Source organism: Hafnia alvei (assembly GCF_964063325.1).
GTDB classification, from domain to species: domain Bacteria; phylum Pseudomonadota; class Gammaproteobacteria; order Enterobacterales; family Enterobacteriaceae; genus Hafnia; species Hafnia alvei_B.
Window position 1 is genome coordinate 4,471,504 of record NZ_OZ061315.1, and the last position, 21,706, is coordinate 4,493,209.

The window sequence follows — 21,706 nt, forward strand, 5'->3', positions numbered from 1 at the left end:
TTTTTGCCGAAGCAAATTTCCGTAGTGAGGATTGTTGGATGGACTATTTACCGATTTTTTGTCAACTGCAGCAAAAAGCCTGCCTGCTCGTCGGCGGTGGCGAAGTCGCTGAACGCAAAGCACGGCTGCTGATGGATGCAGGGGCAGATATTATGGTTAACGCCAAAGAGTTCACCCCACAATTTGATCTATGGGCTCAAGATGGCAAGCTAAAACAGGCACATGGCGAATTTTCTCCCGCGCTATTGGAAGGCGTTTGGCTGGTTATTGCTGCAACCGATGATGAGAACGTTAACGATCTTGTTTATCAGCAAGCCAGCGAACGTCAGATCTTCTGCAACGTGGTTGATGCGCCTAAGCGTGCTAGTTTTATCATGCCTTCTATCATCGACCGCTCCCCGCTGATGGTGGCGGTTTCTTCAGGCGGTAAATCGCCGGTACTTGCTCGCCTGCTGCGTGAAAAACTCGAGGCTATTTTACCTCAGCATTTAGGCCAACTAGCCCGCCTTGCCGGTGACTTACGCCAGCAGGTGAAAGACAAGTTCTCAACGATTACGCTACGCAGGCGTTTTTGGGAACGCCTATTCGCCCACGATCGTCTCGCTCAGTCTTTAGCAAACCAAGACGCCGAAATGGTTGATAAGCATCTCACCGATCTGTTCGAGCAGCCATTGGAACAGCGCGGCGAAGTGGTTCTGGTCGGTGCGGGGCCGGGTGATGCGGGCCTATTGACACTGAAAGGCTTGCAGCAGATCCAACAGGCTGACGTCGTGGTTTATGACCGTCTGGTTTCTGACGACATAATGAATTTAGTCCGCCGTGACGCTGAACGCATTTTCGTGGGCAAACGTGCAGGCTTCCATTGCGTGCCTCAGGATGAAATCAACCAAATCCTGCTGCGCAATGCCCGCAATGGCAAACGCGTGGTGCGATTAAAAGGTGGCGATCCCTTTATTTTTGGTCGCGGAGGCGAAGAGCTGGAAGTTTTAGCGGATGACAGCATTGCTTTCTCCGTCGTCCCTGGGATTACCGCAGCCTCCGGCTGTTCAGCCTACAGCGGCATTCCACTCACCCACCGTGATTACGCTCAAAGCGTACGCTTGGTCACGGGTCATGCCAAAAAAGATACCTCGCTCGATTGGGCAAATTTAGCGGCTGAAAAGCAAACCTTAGTATTTTATATGGGATTGAACCAAGCGACTGAAATACAGACACAGTTAATCAAGCACGGGATGAGTGAATCCATGCCTGTTGCCTTGGTGGAAAACGGCACGTCGGTGCAGCAAAAAGTGGTCACCGGAGAACTTGCTGCTTTGGGTGAACTGGCACAGCAGGTCGAAAGCCCGAGCCTGATTATCGTTGGTGCCGTCGTTTCACTACGAGACAAACTGAATTGGTTCAGTGGGATAGCTAAACAGTAAATTCCAAACAGCTCTAGAGAGCTTATGGACTGATAAGAAACAAAAAAACCCGCTATCGATAAGCGGGTTTATTCATTATAGCTTAGCGGTCAAAAATTACGGCTGAGCGACAAAGCCAATGGCATCATAGACTTTTTTCACCGTTTCCTGCGCACGCGCACGCGCTTTCTGAGCACCATCACGCATAACCTGCTGCAAGAAAGCCTCATCATTACGGAAGCGGTTATAACGCTCCTGCAGTTCAGTCAGCATTCCAGAAACCGCGTCGGCAACGGCACCTTTTAAATGGCCATACATCTTGCCTTCAAACTCTTGTTCCAGTTCCGGAATAGTTTTGCCCGTTACGCCAGACAAAATATCCAGCAGGTTGGAAACACCGGCCTTATTCACAACATCATAACGCACCACCGCTGGCTCGTCAGAGTCGGTTACCGCACGTTTAATCTTCTTAATAACAGACTTAGGATCTTCCAATAAACCGATAACGTTATTGCGGTTATCATCAGATTTGGACATCTTTTTGGTCGGCTCAAGCAAAGACATCACGCGAGCACCAGACTTAGGAATAAACGGCTCTGGCACTTTAAAGATATCACCATAGAGCGCATTGAAACGTGCTGCCACATCACGGCTGAGTTCCAGATGCTGTTTCTGATCTTCCCCCACCGGTACCTGAGTGGTTTGATACAGCAAGATATCCGCCGCCATCAGCACAGGGTAATCAAACAAGCCCGCATTGATATTTTCAGCATAACGCGCTGATTTATCTTTGAACTGCGTCATACGGCTCAGTTCACCGAAATAGGTGTAACAGTTAAGCACCCAGCCAAGCTGAGCATGTTCAGGAACATGAGACTGAACAAAGATAGTGCTTTTCTCGGGATCAATACCGCAGGCCAGATACAGCGCCAGCGTATCCAAGGTCGCCTTACGCAGCTGCTGAGCATCCTGACGCACGGTAATCGCGTGCTGATCAACGATGCAATAAATACAGTCGTATTCATCTTGCATCTGCACCCACTGGCGCAAAGCACCCATGTAGTTACCAATGGTCAGTTCACCAGATGGCTGTGCGCCACTGAAAACGATGGGCTTACTCATGTCACAGTTCCTATACGTCTTAGCTTAAAGGGGGCAGCCCGATCAGGGGCAACAAGTCAGAAAATTGGTTTAATACACAGCTTGGTTCGCTACGTTCGATGGGTTCACCGTAGTTATAACCATAGGTCATCCCCACAGAAGGACACCCAGCGGCATGCGCGGCCTGAATATCGTTACGAGAATCGCCAACAAACAACAATTCACTCGCCAATACGCCAGCTTTAGCCAGTACTAAGTATAACGGAGCGGGATGGGGCTTTTTCTGCACCACGTCGTCACCACCCACGATATGAGTAAAATAACCATCGATGCCGAGGGAAACCAATAATGGTCGAACAAACGGCGTAGGTTTATTGGTAATCAGCGCGAGTAAATAGCCATGATGGGACAACGAAGCGAGCGTTTGCGCCACTTTAGGGTAAAGCTGACTGCCCGTTTCAACCGTGCTGGCATAATAAAAATCAAATGCTGCGCGGGTTCGCAGGCACAATGCATCGGTCGGCTCTTTATCCGCCCAGACTAAGGCACGGTTCACCAGCATATCTGCGCCATTTCCGATCCAGTTCTTTACACGCTCCAAGCCAGGAATAGGCAGCCCTAATTCCTTCATGGCTTTGTCCATCGCAGCCGCTAGGCCCGAAGCACTATCCACCAGCGTGCCATCCAAATCGAAGGCAATTGCCTGAATGCCTTCAAAACGTTTGGATATGAACTGGGTAGAGCCGGAGCTACTCATTACACGCCTTGGCGATTTCGCCACGCATCTGAGTGATAATCTTTTCGTAGTCTGGGTGACCAAAGATTGCAGAGCCGGCAACAAACATATCTGCACCAGCGGCAGCAATAGCCCCAATGTTATCGACCTTCACGCCGCCATCAACTTCTAAACGAATATCACGGCCGCTGGCATCGATAAGCTTGCGTACCTGACGCAGTTTATCCAACGTCGTAGGGATAAACGACTGACCACCGAAGCCGGGGTTTACCGACATCAGCAAGATCACATCAACTTTATCCATCACGTATTCAAGATAGCTCAGCGATGTCGCAGGATTGAACACCAGACCGGCTTTGCAGCCCAAGGATTTAATCAGCTGTAAAGAACGATCGACGTGCTCGGAGGCTTCAGGATGAAAAGTGATAATGCTGGCACCTGCCTCGGCGAAGTCAGGAATGATGCGGTCGACGGGCTTCACCATCAAGTGAACATCAATAGGCGCAGTGATTCCATAGTCGCGCAGTGCCTTACACACCATCGGGCCGATGGTTAAATTCGGGACATAATGATTATCCATTACGTCAAAATGAACAACGTCAGCGCCTGACGCCAATACTTTGGCAGTATCTTCTCCCAAACGGGCAAAGTCTGCAGACAAAATCGACGGGGCAATTAAATACTGTTTCATCCGTTTCTCCATGTGCTCGGTTCAGACACTGTGCAAATTTCAGGAATACAGCGCCAGCAATTCGTCTACTTTGTTACGTCCACCGACTTTGCTGCTAATCGTTCGACGTGCGCTTACAACAAACAGATCGGCCTGTGCGTACCAGCGGCGAGTCAGCTCGGTATCATGATTAGAGATCAGTACCGGGATCTTATGCTGTAACGATAAGTTTGATGCCACTTCAGCGAGTTTTAATTGATCTGTCATACTGAAGCTGCTGGTGTGATAAGCCGTAAAGTTCGCGGTTGCAGACAGTGGCGCATAAGGCGGATCGCAATACACCACCGTTCCATCCACCGCTTGGCTCATCGACTGAGTGTAATGCTCGCAGACAAAAGTCGCTTTCTGCGCTTTCTGTGCAAACCAATACAATTCAGCCTCAGGAAAATAGGGTTTCTTGTAGCGACCAAAGGGTACATTGAACTCACCACGAGAGTTATAGCGGCATAATCCGTTATAACAATGTCGATTCAAGTACAGGAACAACACCGCTCTACGGTATGGATCGTTGCTCTGATTAAACTCAGACCGCAGGGCATAAAACATCTCAGATTGATTAAACTCTCCGCTAAACATCACTTTAGCGTCACGAACGAAGTTATCAGGCTGAGTTTTAACGATGTTGTACAGATTGATCAGGTCAGCGTTAATGTCCGCTAACAGGTATTCCTCATAATCCGTATTCAAAAATACGGAACCGGCCCCAACAAAGGGCTCGATCAACCGCTTTCCGGCAGGCAAATATCGACGAATTTCGTCTACCAGTGGATACTTTCCACCAGCCCATTTTAAAAAAGCGCGGTTTTTCTTCATGCCGTCAGTAAGCTACTTTTACAATTCAAATCGGCGGATCAAACACTGTTCTAGACAGCACATCAGCGCGCATTTTATACCGTTATTATTCGCAGCTGCGATGACCAAAAGCGGCCTCGCAGCTGTAATAACTTAGGTATACCACTGTTTATTTTTTAACGTCTTTTTGTACTTGGCTCATCGGACGTACCCAAGGGTTCTTCGCCTGAACATCAGCAGGCAGCGTAGACACCGCCCGTTTTGCTTCAGCCGAGCTTGAGTAACTTCCGCTCACCAGTACATACCAAGGTTTACCGTTACGGGTAGTTTCATAAACCCAATAATGAGCCAAATTCTGTTTTTTCGCATAGGCGTTCAAGGAGTCTGAACGCGATGCACTGCTCAGCTGCAACGTATAGTGGTTAGAAGGCGCACCTTTCAGTGACGCATTGGCACCGCTCGCGGCAGAGCTGACCGCATGTGTTGCAGGTTTAGTTACCGTCGTTGCTGGCGTCTTGGTGTTTGTTGGTTTCGCAACGTTTGCCGTATGCGTAGGCGTTTTGCTAACCGTTGCTTTGCCTGACTGCGGCTTGGTTACATTATTGTTCGCCGTAGACGCAGGTTTGGTTTGGATCGGGCGAATATTTTGCGCAGTACCACTGTTGGTAATAGGCTTAGAAACAGCAGCACCCGAGCCCAACGTAGCCGGAGCCGTTGGCAATGTTGAAGCGTTAGCCCCTCCATCAACGCCCTGTACCGCAGAGTCAACCTGCCCTTGCTGTTGAGTCAGCGCATCGGACATGTTGTTACCAGCCAGATCAATACGCTGTTGCCCTTGCTCACCTTGAATAGGTGCTGCCTGAGTTGGCGTATTGGAAATCGGCGGAACAGACACGTCTTGCGGCTGCGCGGCTGGCACGTTCCCAGCGTCAGCGGAATGATCAATCATACCGGAGTTGTTCACACCGCTACCATCGTGGGCATCAGTGGTATTACTCGCCGTATTATTGGATAAGGAAGAAGATCCCGACAGGCTGATATCTTTGGTTCCACCGCTGTTAGCCTGCTGACCTGCCTCACCTTTCGAGGGTGATTTCAACGCGGAACCAATGCCGATGATCAACACCAGCAGCACTAAAATACCGATCCCCATCATCATATGCTGACGAGATACCGCTAGTTTCGGCGCTGAAGGACGAGCCTTGCGTGCGCGCGTCGGGCGACGATCGCTTGCATCAGGCTTTAGATCTTCATCAGGTTTGAACTCTTCTTCTTCCATATCCACCCTCCAGTCAGAGGCAAAACCGGTGGGGCGTTTTGATTCTCACCGGTCAATTCAATATTCAATGATTCAACAACATCATCAACCGCGGCAATCCGCAATCGCAGCCAAGACAATCTCATGGGCTACGCCTGAACGTACTTCTGACTGACCAATCGCTGTTGGCAGCACCAGACGCAGTTCACCCGCCAGTACCTTCTTATCACGCATCATGTGCGGTAAATAAGATTCTGGAGTCATACTTTTTGGCCCGGTAACCGGCAGTCCCGCACGCGCAATTAACGTTCTTACACGAGCGACATCTGCCTCACTGAATTGGCCAAGGCGACGCGCCGTTTCAGCGGCCATCATCATCCCTGCTGCAACGGCTTCCCCGTGCAACCAATTACCGTAGCCCATTTCTGCTTCAATCGCATGGCCATAAGTATGGCCAAGATTCAGCAAGGCACGTACACCCTGTTCTTTCTCATCCGCAGCAACGACCTCAGCTTTTAGCTCGCAGCAGCGACGAATGCAGTACGCCATTGCTTTATTATCAAGCGCTAACAGCTCATCCAAATGCTCTTCTAGCCATACGAAGAATTCACCATCAAGAATGATGCCGTACTTGATAACCTCGGCTAAGCCTGAAGCAAGTTCGCGCGCTGGCAGCGTTTTCAAACAGTCAATATCCACCACGACAGACACAGGCTGGTAAAAAGCCCCGATCATGTTCTTACCCAGTGGATGATTAACGGCTGTTTTTCCGCCAACGGAAGAGTCGACCTGAGACAACAATGTTGTTGGCACCTGAATAAAACGAACTCCGCGCTGATAGCACGCAGCCGCAAAACCGGTTAGATCGCCAATAACACCGCCGCCCAAAGCGATAAGCGTGGTATCACGCCCGTGGGGCTTTTGCAGCAATGCAGTAAATACTTGCTCCATCACAGACAACGTTTTGTATTGTTCGCCGTCCGGCAAGATCACATGATCTACCCGAACACCGGTCTGCTCAAGCGCATGTTTGACACGTTCAAGATATATCGGCGCCAGCGTTTCATTGGTCACTAACATAACCTGATCGCCTGCCTTTAAAGGCAGAAATGAAGCAGGCTCCTCAAACAAACCAGAGGCTATCGTTATCGGGTAGCTACGCTCCCCAAGAGTGACGGTAATCCTTTCCATGGTGTGCTCAGAACCTTTTTCAGATTAAGAATTCAGTATATAACCAAATCAGCAGGGATAGCTGAAAGCCAGCAAGTGAACGAACCCCGACAAACCTACATCAGTAAGTTATTCCGGCGAACGCACACAGCCAACGTCGCGGCAACCCCAGTAACAAGGGTATTATTAGTTGCTTTCCAGCATATGAATAATCTGGTTAGCAACAACTTTAGCACTTTGATCATCCGTACGGATGGTCACATCAGCAATTTCTTCGTACAGCGGATTGCGTTCTTTTGCCAATTCTTCCAGCACTTCACGCGGTGTATCTACCTGCAACAGCGGACGTTTTTTATCACGCTGTGTACGAGCCAATTGCTTCTCGATGGTGGTTTCAAGATAAACAACCACGCCGCGAGCTGACAAGCGGTTACGGGTCTCGCGAGATTTCACGGAACCACCACCAGTTGCCAGAACAATGCCTTGTTTTTCAGTCAGTTCATTGATGACTTTTTCTTCACGATCGCGGAACCCTTCTTCACCTTCCACGTCGAATACCCAGCTAACATCAGCTCCGGTGCGTCGCTCAATTTCTTGATCGGAATCGAAGAACTCCATATTCAGTTGCTGAGCTAACTGACGACCAATAGTACTTTTGCCGGCACCCATAGGCCCAACCAGAAAGATATTGCGTTTCTCTGCCATGTTTTTCGGTACTACTAAGACAATTCGTTAATGATAACCCGCCCCGCCAATCAAATTAGCGACGGGACCTAAACTGAAACCTCATGAGCGATAGTGTGAGATCAGACGAAAAATTATCTCAACACTCTAGGTAGTTTGGCAACCGAATAAATCACAGCGCACGCCAAAGGTTACTTCACGGCGATAACGCTTTGGCCGGGGTACGGAAAAGCTCGGTGCTTAATTCGCTACCCTTGTAAGCTAAATCAAGCGCAGCGTCAAACGCGGAAACCATTCATGTGATAAAAATTTTTACCTTTTGAGCAAAAAAGTATTGAATGCTTATTTCCTGAGTAATGCAGTGGGCATTTCCGTTTTCACCAATCTTGGCGTGATAAAAATCACCAGTTCACGCCGTTTTGCCTCTTCCGTTGAGTCGCGAAACAGCGCACCAAGCAAGGGAACATCGCCCAATTTCGGCACCTGTGTTTTTCCATGCACAGTTTGCCGTTGAAAAATCCCGCCTAGGATAACAGTTTCGCCATCATTCAGGGTGACCTGTGTTTTAATCTCCTGCTTATCGATGGCCAGCGCCTCACCGTCACCCTGCTTAATACTCCTGCCCGGCATATTTTGCGTAATCTGCAGCATCAGCGTGATTTTTCCATTACGCATCACACGAGGCGTTACCTCCATCCCCAACACCGCCTCTTTAAACTCTATCGAGGTCGATCCACTGGCGCCACTAGAAACCTCATAAGGAATTTCAGTTCCCTGTTTGATACTTGCCGTCTGTAGATTTGTCGCCATCAGATGAGGACTGGCAATAATTTCCACATTATCTTCTTTTTCTAGAGCCGAAAGCTCCAGCTCTAATAAGCGACCACCGATGCGCGCAACTTGAAAACCAGCGTTAAACGCCCGCCCTTCCACCGGCAATCCCATGTTGAATTGGTTCAGCCGAAAGCCGCTTGAGTCAGACGCAGTACTATCATCAGACCCCGTGGTACCCCAGCGAATTCCCAACTCATTCAGGCTTTCACGATTGATCGTCACGATATGCGCGGTTAACTGCACCTGTGATACGGGTTGATCGAGCTCTGCAATCCAAGCCTGAGCCGCTCGGGTATTTTCGGGAAAGTCCCGCACCAAAATCGTGTTGGTGCGCGGGTCGGCACTGATACTACCTTGCGGGCTTAACAACCCGCTTTTTTGCTGCGTTAGGCTTTTGACCACGGCGTCCACATCCGCCTGCTGCAGTGCAATGGAGATGGACGTTTTCTCCTGTTCCTTCTCTTGCTGCTGTTTTTTATGCACCAACTCTTGCTGCCTATCAACGCTCTCAGCGGTCTGCACAAAGAGAATATTGCCCGTTTGTTCAATCGATAACTGATTCATACGTGCTATTGCCTGCAATGCCCGCCGCCAAGGCACGTCAACCAATTTCACTGAGGTATTGCCTTTAACCTCTTCACTCACCATTAAATTAAGGTGACGATTATCCGCTAACGCCTGCAGCACGTTAACCAAAGGTGCGTCAAAGAAGGCAAGGGTTATCGGTGCACTATCTCGCGGCGGCGTTGCAAGCGTCGAAAAAGCACTAAGCCAGAGCAAACAACCACAGCAAAATTCCTTTTTGAGCATTTTCATTCCATGAGTTCCTTTTCAGTTTTTATCGTCGGACAACTAAACGGATAAACAGCTGGCTTTTCGAACACCGAGAACGCCTTGGTTTTCGATATATCTTCCATATCGCTACGCGGCGAGAACAGCGGTACAGCAACAATCGCGTTTCCATTCATTGACGCCACCCACACTCGCCAACAGCGGCCATCGCCAATCACGCCCAAAACCCGCCCCGAACCTGGCCCAACGGATACTGATTGCGATATCAAAGGATGAAAAGGATCTCTTTCCGCCTGAGAGGTAGTGATCGACATAACGCCTAGGCATACAAAAAAAGGAACTTGCCAGCTAGGGCAAAAGGATTCGGTTTTCATATTCCATCCCCCTCGAGCAAGATCTGTCCTGAGATCGTTTCAGATTTCGACTCCAGTTCTAGCCGTGTGATTAGCCGAGCACAGCCAGCCAATTCACTCAGTAACTGCACGAGCTGAGGAAAGCTTAGCGAGCCTTTCATTCTCCAGCTCTCCACCTTTTCGCCATTAACTCGCGAGCCTTTCTGCCAAGCCATGTGTTGAGCAAAACGTTCACCAACGGGCAAATCAGTGCACTGCGCCGCCAACGGCTTCATCGATATGACGCTAATTGAAAGCTGCAGGAGGGAAGCTTTCTGGTTTAAGACACGAGTACTCAATCGTTCCCACGCGGCTTGCGCATCTTGCTGGCGCTGCCAAGAAGGTGATTCAGTCCGCTGAGCCAACGCGAGCGCGCCAAACCCACCTAGCGCACTGCAAAATAGAAAGATGGCGCAGATAAACGCATAAAAACGGCGCGGGCTTAACTCACATAGCCAGCCAATCACGTGCTCAACAGCGCTATTCATGCTGACCACCTTCGAGCAAAAACTTTTGCAAATCTGGCTCAGCAACGCTCATTTTCATGAGTTGCAACTTGGGTAAATCACCGCTTTGATTCAGGTGTTGTGTAAAGGTAGATATTGCGGCTGGCGCTGATGTCATCCCTTCAACTTCTAAGCGATTTGAGTGCCATGAAAGGCGTGTCAGCCACACTGGTGCCGGAATATGCCGTTGTAGCGCTAAAATAAAGGTAAGGACCTGCCGATTACTTTCACGGTTGCCCTCGTATTGTTGGTTCTGGCGCAGCTGATTTTTGGCCTGCTGTACCCACGCAGCTAGTTGCACCTGCTGGTGCTGTAGCAGCTGGCTCTGTCGTTGCGATACGGCTGTTACAGCCTCCCAACGTTGAATTCGACGCTGCGTCTGATAGACGGAGTAACTGGCTATCAATATCAGCAGAATCACCACGGCAGCCAAACACAGCATACAAAGCCGCAGTCGCTGAGTGCGTAAAGTCGAAAACCAAGGACAAAGGTTTATCTGCTCCATGAGGTTCTCTCCTTACACAGCGCCAGCCCGACGGCCAAAGCAAACAACTCCGGCTGCGAAGGCAAAGGCGGTTGTAGGTAGGTCAGCGCGCGAAATGGCGACCATCCTGAGGCGTTGTCAGCACCACAGGTTAGTATCTCTGCGCCGCCGATCCCTTGGAGCGCGGCGTTCGAAACGGCTCGTTCGATAAGTTCAGGCATCGACTCATGGCTCTGGCGCGCGATAAACCCAAACGCCAGCGGCTGAGAGAGGGGCGCAGCCCACGTCAGCACATATTCCCCAACATGGAGTAATAATGCGGTTGGCGACTGCCCGCTAAGGGCTGCCGCTCGGCGTAGCGCGCAAGGGGTGATATCCGCGACGCTCGGCGTCAGACCGGCAGCCTTCAACGGCATTTGCCAATCCTGCATATCTTGCTGGCGCACAGCGGTCATCAGCCATGCTTTCGGTTGGGAGGGCAAACGAGTGTAGTCGCAAACAAACTCCGAGCGAGGCAGCATAAGGCTTCGCTCTGCGGCTAAATCAAGAATGTTGCGCTGTAAATTAACAGGCAAATTCATCTCTGGCGTCGAAATGCTTTGCTGCATAATAATTTCCGGCGATAGACCGATACGCACCGAAGTTTTGCTAGGAAGCTGGCGACGTAGGTCAGAAAGTCGATTATTCAGCCATTCTGATTGGCATAATCGTCCACTTTCGACCACATTTATGTGTGATGAAAACTGCCACCAACGCCTGAGCTGCCAGCCTTTGCGTTGATAACTTACCGCCACGGCGCAAAATGTCCGAGGCTGAATATCTATCCCTAACTGCCAAGTCCGTGCGAACATATGCAGCGATCTCCGTATCGTCAATGAAAGAAAAGAACGTATCCTCCGTGCTGGGTTGCCTTTATACTACTGCGCGTTTGTTTATAAACTGCCCAATTGACAAGTGATGGGAAATTCTAGGTGAAGTTCGTAAAGTATCTAATCATTCTTGCAGTCTGTTGCATTCTGCTGGGAGCGGCCGCAGTATTTGGTCTGTACAAATACGTTGAGCCACAGCTGCCCGATGTCGCGACGCTCAAAGACGTCCGCCTGCAAACACCGATGCAAGTCTATAGCGCCGATGGGTATCTCATCGCGCAATACGGTGAAAAACGCCGTGTACCTCTGCCGCTGAAACAAGTTCCGCCGCAGATGGTGAATGCCTTTATTGCGACTGAGGACAGTCGCTTCTTCGAACATCACGGTGTTGACCCGGTGGGGATTTTCCGCGCCGCTTCTGTGGCGTTATTCACAGGTCATGCCTCGCAAGGTGCGAGTACCATCACCCAACAGCTGGCGAGAAACTTCTTCCTGAGTCCAGAGCGTACGCTGATGCGTAAAATCAAAGAGGCCTTCCTTGCGATCCGCATTGAGCAGTTGCTGACTAAAGATGAAATTCTCGATCTGTATCTCAATAAAATTTATCTGGGTTATCGTGCCTACGGCGTTGGCGCAGCGGCACAGGTCTATTTTGGCAAAACCGTCGATCAGCTAACGCTGAGCGAAATTGCCATGATCGCTGGTCTGCCAAAAGCACCGTCAACGTTTAACCCGCTGTATTCTCACGATCGTGCCCTCGCCCGCCGTAACGTGGTACTGAGCCGTATGCTGGATGAGAAATACATCACCCGCGCTGAATATGACCAAGCACGTAGCGAACCGTTAGAAGCGCGCTACCACGGGCCAGAAATCGACTTCTCTGCACCTTACCTATCTGAAATGGTGCGTCAGGAGATGCTGAAACAGTACGGTGAAAACGCCTATACCGATGGCTATAAGGTTTACACCACCGTCACCAAGCGCCTGCAGTTAGCCGCTCAAAGCGCATTGCGTAACAACGTTATCGCCTATGACATGCGCCACGGCTACCGTGGGCCGTCTAATGTGCTGTGGAAAGTAGGTCAGCCAACATGGTCGCGTGAGCAAATCATGAACTCGCTAAAAACATTGCCAACCTATGGGCCATTGCTGCCTGCGGTTGTCACTGAATCCAGCGCAGATGAAGCCACCGTCATGCTAGCCAACGGCGATAATGTCACGCTGCCAATGGCGACAGTTCGCTGGGCGCGCCCGTTCAAAACCGATCGCGTTCAAGGCCCTACGCCGCGTCGCGTCAACGATGTGATTCAGCCGGGCCAACAAATTTGGGTTCGTCAGGATGAAGATCAAAAATGGTGGTTGGCTCAGGTTCCAGATGTGAACTCGGCGCTGGTTTCCCTTAACCCGCAAGACGGTGCAGTTAAAGCACTGGTGGGTGGTTTTGACTTCAACCAAAGTAAATTTAACCGCGTCACTCAGGCTCTGCGCCAAGCCGGCTCTAACATCAAGCCATTCTTGTATACGGCGGCGATGGATAAAGGCTTAACGCTGGCATCGATTCTGAACGACTTACCGATTTCTCGCTGGGATGCGGGTGCAGGCACCGATTGGCGTCCTAAGAACTCGCCGCCAACGTACGCTGGCCCAATTCGCCTGCGTCAGGGCTTAGGTGAATCGAAGAACGTGGTGATGGTGCGTGCGATGCGTGCGATGGGAGTAGATTACGCAGCGGAATATCTACAACGCTTCGGCTTCCCTGCGCAAAATATCGTGCATACCGAATCCTTAGCGTTAGGCTCTGCGTCATTTACCCCAATGCAGCTGGTTCGCGGCTATGCCGTGTTTGCTAACGGCGGTTATTTGATTGACCCTTATTTCATCACCAAAATTATCGACGGTGAAGATAAAGTGGTCTTCGAAGCTAAACCGAAGGTTGTTTGTGAAAGCTGTAATCTGCCCGTGATCTACGGACAAACGCCAAAATCCGTTGCGCTTACCGATGATAGCGTCGAAAACGTCGCGATTTCTCAGGATAGCAACGCCAACGCGGCAGTACCGATGCCTCAGCTTGAGCAAGTCACTCCGGCACAGATGAATCAGGATTCGGATCAACAATACGCACCGCATGTGATCAACACGCCGTTGGCGTTCCTGATGCATGACGCGCTCAACAGCAACATCTGGGGTGAGCCAGGTGGCGGCTGGATGGGTACCGGATGGCGTGCAGGGCGTGATCTGAAACGTCATGATATCGGTGGTAAAACCGGTACGACCAACAGTTCAAAAGATGCATGGTTCTCTGGCTATGGTCCCGATATCGTGACCAGCGTGTGGATTGGCTTTGACGATCATCGCCGCGATTTAGGTCGCAGTACCGCTTCTGGTGCCATTAAAGATCAAATCTCCGGCGGCGAAGGCGGTGCGAAAAGCGCCCAGCCAGCGTGGGATGACTTTATGAAAGCCGCATTAGAAGGCGTTCCTGAGCAGAAAATGGCTCCACCACCGGGTATTGTTAGCGTCACTATCGACAAATACACCGGCAAACTCTCAGGCGGAGGGGCTGGCAGCAAGTCTGAATACTTCATAGATGGCACTCAGCCAACGGAGTATTCGGTGCATGAAGCTGGCACCACGGTGACCGACAGCGGTGGCGAAAGCCACGAACTGTTCTAGAGCAGAACCACTGAAATGACAAAGGGGCCAATTGGCCCCTTTTTTATATTTAGCGTTTGCGTTAATCAGCCAACGTTAACGGCTCGTGCAGCCAAAAGCTCTCGCACTAAGAACAACGCGCTTACGCTGCGCGCTTCACGGAAATCAGGATCGTCAAGCAGCTCCATCATGCGCGCGATCGGCCAGCGCACAACCGGCATCTGTTCGGGCTCATCCCCTTCCAAACGCTCTGGGAAGAGATCTTCCGCCAAAACAATATTCATCCGACTAGAAAAATAGGAAGGCGCCATCGTCAGCTTATGCATAAAAGTAAACTGCTCGGCACCAAAACCCGCCTCTTCCATTAACTCTCGGTTTGCCGCCTGAAAAATGTCTTCTCCAGGATCAATCAGCCCTTTAGGAAAACCAAGCTCATAGCTCTCAATCCCTACAGCATATTCACGTATCAGCAGCAGATCGTCGCCGAGAATAGGCACAATCATCACGGCTTCACGCTCAGAGGGACGCATTCGCTCATACACGCGGCGCACACCATTGCTAAACTCTAAGTCCACAGACTCCACATTAAACAGGCGTGAGCGTGCAATGGTTTCCACGCTGAGAATTTTTGGCTTTTGTGGGAGTTTTTCCATGATGGCCCCGAATTAATGGTTTCCCGTCGATTATCGTAATACTGCAATATCCAAATCATGGGAATGGCGACTGACAGGCGACATATTTTGATTCGATATTTTAGTTTATAGATGCAGATCACAGTATTTGGTTACTCTGCATTGTGCGCAGAAGGTGTGAGATTCGCAACAATTGTTGAGTATATTTTGCAGTGTTGTTTCCAGCCAGCTTGAGCCAAAAAATTCTACTCAATATGCCGCTATTACTTGCCACATATGAGAAAAATCGGATAATGCCGATATAATCAGCAGACTCCGACTGCTAACCTTTTTACTTGAATATGCGACAATCTTTGCAAAATTATAAATAAAATCATTTCATAACATATATTTATATTCGCTTTATAATTCATCCGTATAATGTCCTTTTGGACAAGGTGGAAAGGTGATGATTACCAAACGGGGTCGGCATGAGCGCACCAGTTATCGCATCAATCCTACTGATCCTTTGCCTGCTGATTGCCGGATGTGCCTATTGGTCTAAGATGAAAAAATCTGCCTTATTAACAACATCTTTCCCATTTCTTAAAACTAAACTGCGCAAACTGCAAAAAGACGAACTTCAGGCCATTGAGCAATATCTCAATAAGCTAGATTCTCCTTCAGGTTCCTCTCATGCACCCATGCCCGTAGCTCAACATCGCCTGATGCCTCAGGGGGATCGCGTTTACCCGCTCGTCCACGCGATAACCCGCTACGAACTCACCACAGACGATCCCAATAAAAGACGCTATTACCTTGATAATATTGAGGTTCACCTGCCTGTTTTTTGGGAGCAATATATCGCCGACGATAACCAGCTTGAGGTGATCAAAACTCATAGCATCCCTTTGGTTATCTCGATCAACGGCCACTCGTTGGTTGACGCAGCGCAAGAGGATTTGCTTCCTCCTCCCGATAGCACCAGCAGCGCTTCCATTCGCCAGACCGAAAGTGAAAAAGTCGAGCTGCAAGGCGTTCGCAAAGAAACCCAGCTGGAGTATCAGCTCAGCCAGCAAGGTGGTATCCGCGAATCTATCGTAATCGTGGTGGCATTGCTCATGCTGTATGCCAGCCTGATGAGTCCTAACGCCTTGATGCCGTGGCTGCTTACCGTCGCAACTGGGCTTATTGCATGGGGTATCTGGCGCTTGTACAGCCGCCCTTCCGAACGCGATCTGAAAGAAATCCACTGCATTCGTGGGATCCCCAAGCGTTGGGGGTTATTTGGTGAGTCTAACGTTGGGCAAATCAACAACGTCTCGTTAGGCACCTTAGATCTCATTTATCCCGCACATTGGCAGAACTACATTCAAAAAGATCTCGGGCACAAAACCGATATCGAGATGTATCTTAGCCGGCACGTGGTGCGTCAGGGGCGCTTCCTCTCGCTGCACGATGAGGTTAAAAACTTTCCCCTGCAGCGCTGGGGACGCAATATCGTGCTGTTAGGCGGAGCGCTTCTTACACTCACGTTGCTGCTCACCACGCAGCCTCTCAGCATCCCGTTCAAACTCAGCTCTGCGTGGTTACATGGAACACACAGCGTTGATGTGAATAGCGTGAAATCGCTGGCCGCGCTGCCGCTGCACGTTGGGGATACCTTAAATATTCAAGGTACCGGCATGTGCCGCGTTCCCGCATCCTATCAAGACGGGGTACGTTATCCTTTCATGCCTTTCGATTGCTCGGCGATTTACTGGAGCAATGCGACCCCCATGTCTGCACCTGCGTCTGATATCGTTGATAATGCAGCGGCATTACTTGCGACGGTGAATCGCCAACTAAACGCGAACAATGAAGACCAGAAAGTTAATCCAGGACTGGCTAGTGCAATTCAAAAATCTGGCATGATCTTACTGGATGACTTTGCCGATATCGTCCTGCGTACCGACGACCTGTGTGCACAACAGTCAGAATGCACAAGGCTAAAAAACTCGCTGGTGAATCTTGGCAACAGCAAATCATGGAACGCCCTGCTGAAAAAAGCGCAAAACGGAGGGTTGGACGGCGTGAACGTACTGCTACGTCCGGCCAGCGCCCAGCTATTATCAAACATCGTCAATAGCGCCGTCTCTTCGTTCTATTATCGCGAGACGCATCAGGCCGCGCAGTCACTCACCGCAACGCCGCCGGGCGGTTTTTTGATTATTAGCGATGAAGGCAAGCAGTTGGTTAACCATCCACAGCCTGCCATTTCACTCTACGATTACACGGCTATCGATCAGTGGCGTGAACTGGAGTCGCTCTCACAGCAGCTGCTGACGACGCCATTTAAAGCCAGCGGGGTGATCACCGAACTCAGCACTGATGCCAACGGTACTCGGCATATTATGTTGCACAGCGAGCCTGATGGCCTGACGCTGTGGCGATACATTTTAACCTGTGCGCTGCTGCTCGCCGTGACGCTAATTATTATCGTTAACGCCCTGATGTTTATGTTTAGAATACAAAAATCGATGAATCGTATTCCTGAAATACAGCGCTACTACGACCAGTGCATTAACCACAGCATCATGCCTTTTGATACTGCCCCACGCCGTTAATTTCATCGGCTGGCATGACAAGCCGATAGAGTAAAAATATAATTCTTTAAGGCCAGCATCCGCTGGCCTTTTCGCCTATCTAGCAGGAGCATCCATGTCCCCTACCCTAAACCACCAGCCTAATTTTAATTGGCAAGAAATCGAAACCGTATTGCTAGATATGGATGGAACACTGCTCGATCTGGAGTTTGACAGCTATTTTTGGCTTAATCTGGTACCACAGACCCTGAGCGAGCGCCGCGGCATTACGCTTGATGAAGCAAAAAAACTCATCCGCCATGAATATAACGCGGTGCAGCACACGCTGAATTGGTACTGTTTTGACTATTGGAGCGATCGTCTAGACTTAGATATCTATCAAATGACCTCCGAAGTCGGCGCTCGTGCGCGTTTACGCCAAGATACCCAACCATTTTTAGAGGCACTGCGTGCCAGCGGCAAAAAAACTATTTTGCTAACTAACGCCCATCCACACGGGCTTGCGGTGAAGTTGCAGCACACCGGACTCGATCAGCATCTTGATTTATTATTTTCCACCCACACATTTGGTTATCCGAAGGAAGATCAGCGACTGTGGCAGGCGGTACAAAAACGTACTGGTTTTAATCCTGCAACAACGCTGTTTGTCGATGATGCCGAACCCATTCTGGATGCAGCCCAAAGCTATGGTATTCGCTACTGCCTTGGTGTTCGCAACCCGGACTCAAGCATGGCCGAGAAACAATTCTCACGCCATCCGTCCATGAATGATTACCGCACATTATTGCCAGCCTTTCAGCCGCAGTAGTTCGCTGCGGCAGCAAAAGCTCGGCACCTTGGGCGAACTCATACAGGTAGGAGCCGACATGAAAGGTAAGAACGAACAGGAAGACAGCGCCATTCGTTTGGATAAATGGCTCTGGGCCGCACGATTCTATAAAACCCGCGCTATTGCTCGCGACATGGTCGACGGCGGTAAAGTCCATTACAACGGACAGCGCGGTAAGCCCAGCAAAGCCGTGGAGATCGGTGCTGAAATCAAGCTACGCCAAGGCAATGACGATCGTACCGTTATCGTCACCGCGCTCACGGCACAGCGACGCGGTGCCGCCGATGCTCAACAGCTTTATGAAGAAACAGCGGCCAGCATCGAAAACCGCGAAAAGGTGGCACTCGCACGCAAGATGAATGCGCTAACCATGCCGCACCCCGATCGACGTCCTGACAAAAAAGAGCGTCGCACGTTGCTGAAATTTAAAAGCGAACAAGCTTCAAACGAATAAATTTAAAAACGGCTAGCTGGATAAACCGGCAGTCCTAAGAGAGAAAACCATGTCTAATCACGACCAATTACATCGCTATCTGTTTGAAAATATGGCCGTTCGCGGCGAGCTGGTCACTGCCAGCCACACTTTCCAACAGATGCTCGAAAACCACAGCTATCCGGCACCGGTACAAACGCTGCTGGGCGAACTGTTGGTTGCCACTAGCCTTCTAACCGCTACGCTGAAATTTGACGGTGACATTACCGTTCAGCTTCAGGGCGATGGTCCATTGAAAATGGCCGTCATCAACGGTAACAACCAGCAGGAAATGCGCGGCGTTGCACGTTTGCAGGGCGATATTGCCGAAGGCAGCAGCATGCGTGAAATGTTAGGCAATGCGGTGATGGTTATCACCATCACACCAAGCGAAGGTGAACGTTATCAGGGCGTTGTGGGTCTGGAAGATGAAACGCTGGCAGAATGCTTAGAAGCCTATTTCATGCAGTCGGAACAGTTGCCAACCCGTTTGTTCATCCGTACCGGTGAGCATGATGGCAATGCATGTGCGGCGGGTATGCTGCTGCAAATCATGCCAGCACAGCCTAATAACGTGGAAGATTTGTCGCATCTGGCTCAGCTGACCGCGACGGTAAAATCTGAAGAGCTGTTCGGTCTTCCAGCGAACGAAGTGCTTTATCGCCTCTATCATCAGGAAGAAGTCACGCTGTATGAGCCACAAGACGTCACTTTCCGCTGCACCTGTTCACGTGAACGCAGCGCCAGCGCACTGCTGACCGTTCCTGTGGAAGAACTGAACCACATGTTAGAAGAAGATGGCAACATCGACATGCACTGTGATTACTGCGGTAACCACTATGTATTTGATAAAATTGATATCGAATCATTACTGGCCGGTGGACAAAACCACAACGACGAGTGCGTTCATTAAGCATACATTAAGCATAAATATCGTCATGCCAAAGACTAAGCCCGCCATTGCGCGGGCTTTTTCATTGATCCTGCTCAGCATATATAGATTATCTACTCGCAAATTCCGTGGCATCCATCTCATAACTGAATGAAAGCCGGATGAAAATTGTTTTTTTTGATGGTTATCTCGGTTAAACAGGCCCCGATCTTTGACACTAGACCTAGTAAAAAATCTAATCTTACAAGGAAAGGAGTAGTGTCATGCATACGAAAGGCTTAACCCCACAGGATTTAGCAGAATATGGAATTACTGACGCAGCTGAGATCATCTACAACCCTAGCTATGACCTGCTCTTCCAAGAAGAAACCGCTCCTAATCTAAAGGGATATGAACGCGGGACAGTGACAACGCTTGGCGCAGTAGCCGTTGATACTGGGATTTTCACCGGTCGTTCACCGAAAGATAAGTACATTGTGCGCGACGATGTGACCCGCGATACCGTTTGGTGGTCAGATCAAGGGAAAGGCAAAAACGATAACCATCCTCTTTCCGTCGAAACTTGGCAGCATCTGAAATCGCTCGTCACCAAAGAGCTTTCCGGTAAGCGTTTATTCATTGTCGACGCATTCTGCGGAGCAAACAGCGACACTCGCCTGAGCGTTCGTTTCATTACCGAAGTAGCCTGGCAGGCTCATTTCGTTAAGAACATGTTTATCCGTCCAACTGACGAAGAATTGCAAAGCTTCAAGCCTGATTTCATCGTGATGAACGGCGCCAAATGCACCAATCCGCAGTGGAAGGAGCAGGGGTTAAATTCTGAAAACTTTGTCGCATTTAACCTCACTGAACGCATCCAGCTAATCGGGGGTACTTGGTACGGTGGCGAAATGAAAAAAGGGATGTTCTCCATCATGAACTACCTGCTGCCGCTGAAAAATATCGCGTCTATGCACTGTTCTGCCAACGTGGGCGAAAAAGGCGACGTGGCGGTTTTCTTTGGTCTATCTGGCACCGGAAAAACAACGCTCTCAACCGATCCAAAGCGCCAACTCATCGGCGATGATGAGCACGGCTGGGACGATGACGGCGTGTTTAACTTCGAAGGTGGTTGCTACGCGAAAACCATCAAGCTGTCTGAAGAGGCAGAACCCGACATCTACCACGCGATTACCCGCGATGCACTGCTGGAAAACGTGGTCGTTCTGGAAGATGGTACGGTCGATTTTAACGACGGCTCAAAAACCGAAAACACCCGCGTTTCTTACCCGATTTATCATATCCAGAACATCGTTAAGCCAGTTTCAAAAGCAGGCCACGCGAAGAAGGTTATTTTCTTAACCGCCGACGCATTTGGCGTGCTACCACCGGTTTCTCGCTTAACCGCAGATCAAACCCAATATCACTTCCTGTCTGGCTTTACCGCTAAACTTGCAGGTACCGAGCGCGGCGTAACAGAGCCAACGCCAACCTTCTCCGCCTGTTTCGGTGCCGCGTTCCTATCGCTGCATCCAACTAAATACGCCGAAGTGCTGGTTAAACGCATGCAGGCTGCGGGCGCTCAGGCCTATCTGGTGAATACGGGTTGGAACGGAACCGGTAAACGTATTTCCATCAAAGATACGCGTGCCATTATCGATGCCATCCTGAGCGGCGAGATTGATAACGCTGAAACCTTCACGCTGCCAATATTCGATCTGGCAGTACCAACCGCGTTACCTGGTGTAAATCCTGACATTCTGGATCCACGCGATACCTACGCCAGCAAAGAGCAGTGGCAGGAAAAAGCGCAAGATCTGGCACAGCGTTTTGTCACTAACTTTGATAAATACACCGACACGCCAGCGGGTGCTGCACTGGTGAAAGTAGGCCCTAAGATTTGATTTAGCGGTAAAAATACAAAAGGAGCCATTTGGC

At 50.1% G+C, this 21,706-nt stretch carries 20 protein-coding genes; 7 read left to right on the forward strand and 13 right to left on the reverse strand.

The features are described 5' to 3' along the window. Positions 1-38 precede the first annotated feature (38 nt). Complete coding sequence (gene cysG, locus AB3Y96_RS20835) at positions 39-1,421, forward strand: siroheme synthase CysG (RefSeq protein ID WP_367300117.1); 1,383 nt, start codon at positions 39-41, stop codon at positions 1,419-1,421. A 96-nt stretch (positions 1,422-1,517) separates the two neighbouring features. Here the strand turns inward: cysG and trpS are convergent, their stop codons facing one another. The 12 genes from trpS to pilM all read right to left on the reverse strand — a co-directional run bounded on the left by trpS (position 1,518) and on the right by pilM (position 11,730). Then, complete coding sequence (gene trpS / locus AB3Y96_RS20840) at positions 1,518-2,522, reverse strand: tryptophan--tRNA ligase (RefSeq protein WP_072309432.1); 1,005 nt, start codon at positions 2,520-2,522, stop codon at positions 1,518-1,520. A 19-nt stretch (positions 2,523-2,541) separates the two neighbouring features. Beyond that, positions 2,542-3,258: a phosphoglycolate phosphatase gene (locus AB3Y96_RS20845; protein WP_367300118.1), complete on the reverse strand. Its 717-nt coding sequence runs from the start codon at positions 3,256-3,258 to the stop codon at positions 2,542-2,544. After that, positions 3,251-3,928: a ribulose-phosphate 3-epimerase gene (gene rpe / locus AB3Y96_RS20850; RefSeq protein WP_367300119.1), complete on the reverse strand. Its 678-nt coding sequence runs from the start codon at positions 3,926-3,928 to the stop codon at positions 3,251-3,253. Before rpe ends, AB3Y96_RS20845 begins: the two co-directional genes overlap by 8 nt. Positions 3,929-3,967: 39 nt before the next feature. Further along, complete coding sequence (gene dam, locus AB3Y96_RS20855) at positions 3,968-4,780, reverse strand: adenine-specific DNA-methyltransferase (RefSeq protein WP_367300120.1); 813 nt, start codon at positions 4,778-4,780, stop codon at positions 3,968-3,970. A 148-nt stretch (positions 4,781-4,928) separates the two neighbouring features. Continuing rightward, positions 4,929-6,038: an SPOR domain-containing protein gene (locus tag AB3Y96_RS20860; protein WP_072309428.1), complete on the reverse strand. Its 1,110-nt coding sequence runs from the start codon at positions 6,036-6,038 to the stop codon at positions 4,929-4,931. Between the two features lie 84 nt (positions 6,039-6,122). Then, positions 6,123-7,208 carry a 3-dehydroquinate synthase gene (gene aroB / locus AB3Y96_RS20865; RefSeq protein WP_072309427.1) on the reverse strand — a complete coding sequence of 362 codons (1,086 nt, stop codon included), beginning with the start codon at positions 7,206-7,208 and terminating at the stop codon, positions 6,123-6,125. A 165-nt stretch (positions 7,209-7,373) separates the two neighbouring features. Next, positions 7,374-7,892, reverse strand: a complete 519-nt coding sequence (gene aroK, locus AB3Y96_RS20870; protein ID WP_046459763.1) for a shikimate kinase AroK — start codon at positions 7,890-7,892, stop codon at positions 7,374-7,376. Positions 7,893-8,213: 321 nt separating this feature from the next. Further along, a complete protein-coding gene (gene hofQ / locus AB3Y96_RS20875) occupies positions 8,214-9,521 on the reverse strand; it encodes a DNA uptake porin HofQ (protein WP_367300121.1) in 1,308 nt (435 codons plus the stop codon). Further along, entirely contained in the window at positions 9,518-9,871 is a 354-nt protein-coding gene (locus AB3Y96_RS20880; RefSeq protein WP_367300122.1) for a hypothetical protein, read from the reverse strand. Before AB3Y96_RS20880 ends, hofQ begins: the two co-directional genes overlap by 4 nt. Next, on the reverse strand, positions 9,868-10,377 hold the full coding sequence (locus AB3Y96_RS20885) for a hypothetical protein (RefSeq protein ID WP_367300123.1): 510 nt from the start codon (positions 10,375-10,377) through the stop codon (positions 9,868-9,870). Before AB3Y96_RS20885 ends, AB3Y96_RS20880 begins: the two co-directional genes overlap by 4 nt. Beyond that, the gene (locus AB3Y96_RS20890; protein ID WP_367300124.1) at positions 10,370-10,900 is read right to left on the reverse strand and encodes a PilN domain-containing protein; all 531 of its coding nucleotides are present in this window, start codon (positions 10,898-10,900) and stop codon (positions 10,370-10,372) included. The genes AB3Y96_RS20885 and AB3Y96_RS20890 overlap by 8 nt, the downstream gene beginning before the upstream one ends. Next, positions 10,888-11,730, reverse strand: coding sequence for a pilus assembly protein PilM (gene pilM, locus AB3Y96_RS20895; protein WP_367300125.1), 843 nt, complete (start codon positions 11,728-11,730; stop codon positions 10,888-10,890). The genes AB3Y96_RS20890 and pilM overlap by 13 nt, the downstream gene beginning before the upstream one ends. 120 nt (positions 11,731-11,850) lie before the next feature. Between pilM and mrcA the strand changes: the two genes are divergently transcribed. After that, positions 11,851-14,421: a peptidoglycan glycosyltransferase/peptidoglycan DD-transpeptidase MrcA gene (gene mrcA / locus AB3Y96_RS20900; RefSeq protein WP_367300126.1), complete on the forward strand. Its 2,571-nt coding sequence runs from the start codon at positions 11,851-11,853 to the stop codon at positions 14,419-14,421. A gap of 65 nt (positions 14,422-14,486) precedes the next feature. Here the strand turns inward: mrcA and nudE are convergent, their stop codons facing one another. Then, complete coding sequence (nudE, locus tag AB3Y96_RS20905) at positions 14,487-15,053, reverse strand: ADP compounds hydrolase NudE (RefSeq protein ID WP_367300127.1); 567 nt, start codon at positions 15,051-15,053, stop codon at positions 14,487-14,489. Between the two features lie 449 nt (positions 15,054-15,502). Here nudE and AB3Y96_RS20910 point away from each other — a divergent pair, with 449 nt between their 5' ends. The 5 genes from AB3Y96_RS20910 to pckA all read left to right on the forward strand — a co-directional run bounded on the left by AB3Y96_RS20910 (position 15,503) and on the right by pckA (position 21,672). After that, complete coding sequence (locus AB3Y96_RS20910) at positions 15,503-17,617, forward strand: IgaA/UmoB family intracellular growth attenuator (RefSeq protein ID WP_367300128.1); 2,115 nt, start codon at positions 15,503-15,505, stop codon at positions 17,615-17,617. A gap of 94 nt (positions 17,618-17,711) precedes the next feature. After that, positions 17,712-18,404, forward strand: a complete 693-nt coding sequence (gene yrfG / locus AB3Y96_RS20915; RefSeq protein WP_367300129.1) for a GMP/IMP nucleotidase — start codon at positions 17,712-17,714, stop codon at positions 18,402-18,404. Positions 18,405-18,462: 58 nt separating this feature from the next. Further along, complete coding sequence (gene hslR, locus AB3Y96_RS20920; protein WP_040047008.1) at positions 18,463-18,879, forward strand: ribosome-associated heat shock protein Hsp15; 417 nt, start codon at positions 18,463-18,465, stop codon at positions 18,877-18,879. A gap of 49 nt (positions 18,880-18,928) precedes the next feature. Continuing rightward, positions 18,929-19,810 carry an Hsp33 family molecular chaperone HslO gene (gene hslO, locus AB3Y96_RS20925; RefSeq protein WP_367300130.1) on the forward strand — a complete coding sequence of 294 codons (882 nt, stop codon included), beginning with the start codon at positions 18,929-18,931 and terminating at the stop codon, positions 19,808-19,810. Positions 19,811-20,052: 242 nt separating this feature from the next. Further along, the gene (gene pckA / locus AB3Y96_RS20930; RefSeq protein WP_072309417.1) at positions 20,053-21,672 is read left to right on the forward strand and encodes a phosphoenolpyruvate carboxykinase (ATP); all 1,620 of its coding nucleotides are present in this window, start codon (positions 20,053-20,055) and stop codon (positions 21,670-21,672) included. The last annotated feature ends 34 nt before the right edge of the window (positions 21,673-21,706 follow it).

Coding starts and splice junctions, on each gene's coding strand:
- cysG (WP_367300117.1), top strand. CDS start 39: ATGGACTATTTACCGATTTTTTGTCAACTGCAGCAAAAAGCCTGCCTG.
- trpS (WP_072309432.1), bottom strand. CDS start 2,522: ATGAGTAAGCCCATCGTTTTCAGTGGCGCACAGCCATCTGGTGAACTG.
- AB3Y96_RS20845 (WP_367300118.1), bottom strand. CDS start 3,258: ATGAGTAGCTCCGGCTCTACCCAGTTCATATCCAAACGTTTTGAAGGC.
- rpe (WP_367300119.1), bottom strand. CDS start 3,928: ATGAAACAGTATTTAATTGCCCCGTCGATTTTGTCTGCAGACTTTGCC.
- dam (WP_367300120.1), bottom strand. CDS start 4,780: ATGAAGAAAAACCGCGCTTTTTTAAAATGGGCTGGTGGAAAGTATCCA.
- AB3Y96_RS20860 (WP_072309428.1), bottom strand. CDS start 6,038: ATGGAAGAAGAAGAGTTCAAACCTGATGAAGATCTAAAGCCTGATGCA.
- aroB (WP_072309427.1), bottom strand. CDS start 7,208: ATGGAAAGGATTACCGTCACTCTTGGGGAGCGTAGCTACCCGATAACG.
- aroK (WP_046459763.1), bottom strand. CDS start 7,892: ATGGCAGAGAAACGCAATATCTTTCTGGTTGGGCCTATGGGTGCCGGC.
- hofQ (WP_367300121.1), bottom strand. CDS start 9,521: ATGAAAATGCTCAAAAAGGAATTTTGCTGTGGTTGTTTGCTCTGGCTT.
- AB3Y96_RS20880 (WP_367300122.1), bottom strand. CDS start 9,871: ATGAAAACCGAATCCTTTTGCCCTAGCTGGCAAGTTCCTTTTTTTGTA.
- AB3Y96_RS20885 (WP_367300123.1), bottom strand. CDS start 10,377: ATGAATAGCGCTGTTGAGCACGTGATTGGCTGGCTATGTGAGTTAAGC.
- AB3Y96_RS20890 (WP_367300124.1), bottom strand. CDS start 10,900: ATGGAGCAGATAAACCTTTGTCCTTGGTTTTCGACTTTACGCACTCAG.
- pilM (WP_367300125.1), bottom strand. CDS start 11,730: ATGTTCGCACGGACTTGGCAGTTAGGGATAGATATTCAGCCTCGGACA.
- nudE (WP_367300127.1), bottom strand. CDS start 15,053: ATGGAAAAACTCCCACAAAAGCCAAAAATTCTCAGCGTGGAAACCATT.
- AB3Y96_RS20910 (WP_367300128.1), top strand. CDS start 15,503: ATGAGCGCACCAGTTATCGCATCAATCCTACTGATCCTTTGCCTGCTG.
- yrfG (WP_367300129.1), top strand. CDS start 17,712: ATGTCCCCTACCCTAAACCACCAGCCTAATTTTAATTGGCAAGAAATC.
- hslR (WP_040047008.1), top strand. CDS start 18,463: ATGAAAGGTAAGAACGAACAGGAAGACAGCGCCATTCGTTTGGATAAA.
- hslO (WP_367300130.1), top strand. CDS start 18,929: ATGTCTAATCACGACCAATTACATCGCTATCTGTTTGAAAATATGGCC.
- pckA (WP_072309417.1), top strand. CDS start 20,053: ATGCATACGAAAGGCTTAACCCCACAGGATTTAGCAGAATATGGAATT.